At 40.4% G+C, this 3,143-nt stretch carries 4 protein-coding genes; 3 read left to right on the top strand and 1 reads right to left on the bottom strand.

What is annotated here, in order from left to right; genetic code table 11:
- Both VNZ46_RS26785 and VNZ46_RS26780 read left to right on the top strand, forming a co-directional pair.
- The coding region (locus VNZ46_RS26785) for an alpha/beta hydrolase family protein (protein ID WP_325564333.1) at window positions 1-568 on the top strand (568 nt) is incomplete at its 5' end.
- Between the two features lie 139 nt (window positions 569-707).
- Complete coding sequence (locus VNZ46_RS26780; protein WP_325564331.1) at window positions 708-1,979, top strand: nucleoside recognition domain-containing protein; 1,272 nt, start codon at window positions 708-710, stop codon at window positions 1,977-1,979.
- An 8-nt stretch (window positions 1,980-1,987) separates the two neighbouring features.
- Here the strand turns inward: VNZ46_RS26780 and VNZ46_RS26775 are convergent, their stop codons facing one another.
- Window positions 1,988-2,230, bottom strand: a complete 243-nt coding sequence (locus VNZ46_RS26775; RefSeq protein ID WP_108553891.1) for a hypothetical protein — start codon at window positions 2,228-2,230, stop codon at window positions 1,988-1,990.
- Between the two features lie 160 nt (window positions 2,231-2,390).
- Between VNZ46_RS26775 and VNZ46_RS26770 the strand changes: the two genes are divergently transcribed.
- A partial coding sequence (locus VNZ46_RS26770) for a hypothetical protein (RefSeq protein ID WP_325564328.1) occupies window positions 2,391-3,143 on the top strand: 753 nt, incomplete at its 3' end.

Here is a 3,143-nt window from a genome sequence, read left to right as displayed (position 1 = left end):
CTGGGTTGATGGTTCTAAAATCGGCATCCAGGGTCAAAGCTGGGGTGGATATCAGGTAGCTTACCTGATCACCCAAACCAATATGTATGCAGCAGCCTGGGCAGGTGCACCAGTAGCGAATATGACATCAGCTTATGGTGGGATCCGTTGGGAAAGTGGAATGAACAGACAGTTTCAATACGAAAAAACACAGAGCAGAATTGGCGCAACCCTATGGGAAAAACCAGAACTCTATATAGAAAACTCTCCATTATTCTCCCTGCCAAAAGTAACTACACCAGTGGTGATTATGGCCAATGATGCGGATGGTGCTGTGCCATGGTATCAAGGTGTTGAAATGTTTACAGGCCTGAAACGTTTAGGCAAACGGGCCTGGTTACTCAATTACAACAACGAAGCCCACAATTTGATGCTCCGCCAAAACAGAAAAGACATCCAGATCAGAGAACAACAATTCTTTGATTATTACCTGAAAGGTGCCAAAGCACCAATATGGATGACAAGTGGTGTACCAGCAACAGAAAAAGGCAAAACGTGGGGCTTTGAACTAACAGATGAAAAACCATAGTCGGTTGGCACGCTGAATTGATCTCTACGTACCTTCTACCCAAAAGGGAGTTGCAACACAGCAACTCCCTTTTTTAATACCTTCCAGATGTGATAAGAAAAAATAATTTTATCTTAGGCATTCAAAACACATCCAACAAATGGCATTAAGCAGAATTTGGTCCGCCTTTATCATTGTAGCAATAGTAGTCGCCAGTATCAAGTGCTTTTTCTTCGGACAAAGCGATATTTTTAACTGGATGGTGATTGGTAAGGCTGATGATCCAGCTAACCCATTAAAACTGGATGGCATTATTCAAACTTGCTGGGTTTCAGTAGAGCTTTGTTTAAAACTCATTGGCATTTTAGCCTTATTCATGGGTTTAATGAGCATTGCCGAAAAAGCCGGCGGTATTCGTTTATTATCCAGAATCGTTGGGCCATTTTTCTCCAAGCTTTTTCCTGACATCCCAAAAGGGCACCCATCCATGGGTCATATGATCATGAACTTCTCCGCTAACCTATTGGGATTAGATAACGCAGCAACCCCTTTTGGGCTTAAAGCTATGGAAAGTTTGCAGGAATTAAATCCAAGTAAGGATGTTGCATCCAATGCACAAATTATGTTTTTATGTTTGCACGCAGCAGGACTCAACCTCATTCCGGTTAGTGTAATTGCCATTCGTGCCTCACAAAATGCATCAAACCCAACAGACATATTTATCCCATGTCTTATTGTTACTTTCATGGGCACGTTAGCAGCCATGCTGATTGTGTCCTTTAAACAAAAAATCAACATTCTGCAACCCATTATCATTACATGGGTACTCTGCCTTTCCGTTGTAATAGCCCTGCTTGTCCTTTACATTACCTCCTTAAATGCCGATGGCATTAAGTCCTTTTCAGGATTGCTAAGCAACGGTTTAATACTCCTCATATTCCTTCTTATCGTTTTAGGTGGACTTTATAAAAAAATAGATGTCTTTGATGCTTTTATTGAAGGGGCAAAAAGTGGATTTGATACTGCTATAAAGATCATTCCTTATTTAGTAGGCATGCTTGTAGCTATTTCCTTACTGCGCACCAGCGGAACGTTTGATGTTGTGATCAGCGGAATTAAAAGCGGTTTTGCCTATCTCGGAGCAGACACCAGGTTTGTTGAAGGTTTACCTACCGCATTAATCCGCCCTTTAAGTGGCGGTGCAGCAAGAGGTATGATGGTCAGCACGATGCAAACCTATGGACCGGATTCTTTTGCCAGCAGATTATCAGGAATATTCCAGGGCGCTTCCGATACCACGTTCTATGTAATTGCAGTTTATTTTGGCTCCGTAAACATTAAGAATACCCGATATGCAATTGGCGCAATGCTCTTAGCAGACCTGGTTGGGATCATTACAGCGATCTTACTCGCGTATTTATTCTTTGGGTAGATCTTTTTCTAAACCTCCGTTTTTTCCTCGCGGGATAACTGTCCTATGATACGCTCCAGTATTCCTGGCTCTACGTTCGTATATTTGGAAGATCTCCAGGTAGATGTCGAATCGAGCCACACACAGAAGGAATGATACCCTTCCACAATCACAGCGTATGTTTCGTGAAAATCATCCTGGATTCTCATACAGAAACCTTTTACAGGCTTACCCTGAACATCAAAATCGAAATTTAGATAATTACTTAACATATTTATATAAGGCTAGTGGAAGTGTATAACAAAGCTCGTGTTAAAATGTTTAAATAATCTTAAGCAGACAACAAGTTATTGTTAATAAGCAGTTTATTCCTGCCGCTTGTGCCTTCTGCTAAATCAGCTTACATTTATAAAAATTAAAATTCATATCAGCATGACCGGAACAGGCAATGGCGATAAAAAGAAGAGCATACCAGTCAGGCATATTGCCCGTACAGTAAAAGAACCCGGATTCCCAGAAAGTTTTAGCATCAGAAAAATAGAAGAAGTACTTCAGAACCAAGATATGGTGCAGGAACTTCATCGTCATGACTATTTCTATCTTCTTGCTTTAGAAAAAGGCTCAGGACATCACAACATTGACTTTTCCTTTTATACCATTGCAGATTACACCATATTCGTTATGCGGCCAGGCCAAGTACATTCTCTTCTTTTAAAAACAGGAAGCAAGGGATATCTCCTACAATTCAGCAGTGAATTTTATCATCCTCAAGATCAGGCAACAAAGCAATCACTTAAAAAAGCAAGTCGTATAAATTATTATCAGCTTAATGCAAATGGAAGCAAAAAGATCATAGGTCTGCTGGATTATATTTATCAGGAATCGGAGACTAAATTTTCCGGTTTTGAAAGTATCATACAAGCAAATATGTCCATTTTACTCATCGAGCTGACCAGACAAAACACCACCAATACCCCCGGCAACAATCATTATTCTTTAGAACAACTGGAGAGATTTCTGGAGCTGTTGGAAAGCCATATTTCGGTCCATAAACAAGTCTCCCAATATGCAGAATTGTTATGCTTATCTACGTATCAGCTAAATGCGATCACTAAAACACTGCTAGGCAAAACCAGTTCAGCGCTGATTAATGAACAAATCATTCTGGAGGCAAAAAGAAATCTG

This window comes from Pedobacter sp. (genome assembly GCF_035566355.1).
Classification (GTDB): domain Bacteria; phylum Bacteroidota; class Bacteroidia; order Sphingobacteriales; family Sphingobacteriaceae; genus Pedobacter.
This window is presented reverse-complemented; position numbering and strand designations above follow the sequence as displayed.